The sequence below is a fragment of the Brachybacterium sp. UMB0905 genome (genome assembly GCF_002871795.1).
Lineage (GTDB): Bacteria > Actinomycetota > Actinomycetes > Actinomycetales > Dermabacteraceae > Brachybacterium.
The window spans coordinates 1-1,477 of record NZ_PNHL01000040.1 but is presented as its reverse complement, the minus strand read 5'-3'; the positions used below and the strand labels follow the sequence as shown (position 1 = coordinate 1,477).

The window sequence follows — 1,477 nt, the reverse complement described above, 5'->3', positions numbered from 1 at the left end:
CGACCCCGCCGCCGACTGGGCTATCTCACGCCCACCGAGGCATTCGCCCGACTACTCGCCGGCGAGCCCCATGTTGCTTCGACGCCTTGACATCGCCGAGTCTCGGTCGACAAGTTCCACTTCGTGAAGCTGGGCAACGACATGGTCACCACGGTCCGTCAGCGCCTGTCCCGCACCCACCGTGGTCGTCGGGGCCGTAAGGACGATCCGGCCTGGGCCCACAGGATGCTGCTGCGCGGCGCGGACACCCTCGCCCCGAGGGCGTGGGAACGGCTGGAGGCGGTGTTCCGCACCGATGACCCCACCGACGAGCTCTCGGCCGCCTGGGGCATCAAGGAGCAGCTGCGACGCCTACTGGCCACCGACACCCTGGCCCAGGCCCGGGGCGAGCGGATGCGGATGGGCTACTTCGCCCAGATCGCGAACATGCCCGAGACCACGAAGCTCTACGACACCGCCGTGGCCTGGTGGGACGCGATCGAGGTCCTGATCGTCACCGGCGCGACCACCGCCCGCGTCGAGGCAGCGAACACCGGCATCAAGAACATCAAACGCACCGGCCGCGGATTCCGCAACGTCGAAAACTACCGGACCCGTATCCTGCTGACCAGCGCCGCGAGAACCGCAGCGTGAATACCCGCCACTGCAGGGCCATTCACCACGAACCGCGAAGAGCCGCATTCCCACACCAACGAGTCCTTCAGGCATCCGGTGATCTTTCATTCATCCATGCAAGGAGGGACTTAACGCCAGTGTTGGCATCCAGTGCTGTGGATGTGTCAACGGAATAGTCCGGAGGTTCTGTAGTGTTGATGTCCTCTAACTGCCGAAGTGACCACCCAGGGTCGCCCCATCCGCGCTTCTCGATTCTGTGCTTGACAGTCTCTGGTGGCGCGTACACGTTTACAAAGCGAGCATTATGTGCTCTCAACGTTGCGGCGCAACGGCGAAATAAATCGTCTTCTGGGTAGGGCAGGATGCCGTCGATAATTGAGTTGTATCCAGAGTGCGGCCAAACAAGAAGACTATTCAGCAATGCGTCTAGGTAGTCTGACTGGTCAAAGGCTGCGGCGCCTGGTGGATTTACTATCTCTGGGGCGGAACGGTCGGCCTCGAGGTGTACCCAACTGGTTCGGGCCTGGGAGAGTAAGTGCCGCGCTAGTGTAGACTTGCCGGCGCCGGATGCGCCACTCAAAATAAGAATCTTCGCTGACATGATTATCTCCAGAAGTATGGTCGGAGCCCCGCCGGATTCCGACCAGACTTCGACTCGGCTATCAGTACCTGCGGATGGTGTCCATCCACTCGTTCTTGAAGGATCCGAGCTCCCTCATGAAAGCGTCGATGTCGGCACCGTACGGAACGATGGCGCCGCCAGCCGGCGATGTCAAGGCGTCGAAGCAACATGGGGCTCGCCGGCGAGTAGTCGGGCGAATGCCTCGGTGGGCGTGAGATAGCCCAGTCGGCGGCGGGGTCG

Annotated in this window: 1 protein-coding gene and 1 pseudogene; one reads left to right on the top strand and one right to left on the bottom strand. The window is 62.2% G+C overall.

Annotated elements, in window-relative coordinates; genetic code table 11:
* Positions 1–111: 111 nt before the first annotated feature.
* Positions 112–633: pseudogene (locus tag CJ197_RS14765) on the top strand (transposase); the annotation flags it as partial.
* Between the two features lie 67 nt (positions 634–700).
* Here the strand turns inward: CJ197_RS14765 and CJ197_RS15995 are convergent.
* Positions 701–1,216, bottom strand: a complete 516-nt coding sequence (locus CJ197_RS15995; protein WP_102237478.1) for an AAA family ATPase — start codon at positions 1,214–1,216, stop codon at positions 701–703.
* Positions 1,217–1,477: the final 261 nt, after the last annotated feature.

Excerpts from the sequence above, each read along its gene's own strand:
- CJ197_RS15995 (WP_102237478.1), bottom strand. The coding sequence starts at position 1,216 with ATGTCAGCGAAGATTCTTATTTTGAGTGGCGCATCCGGCGCCGGCAAG.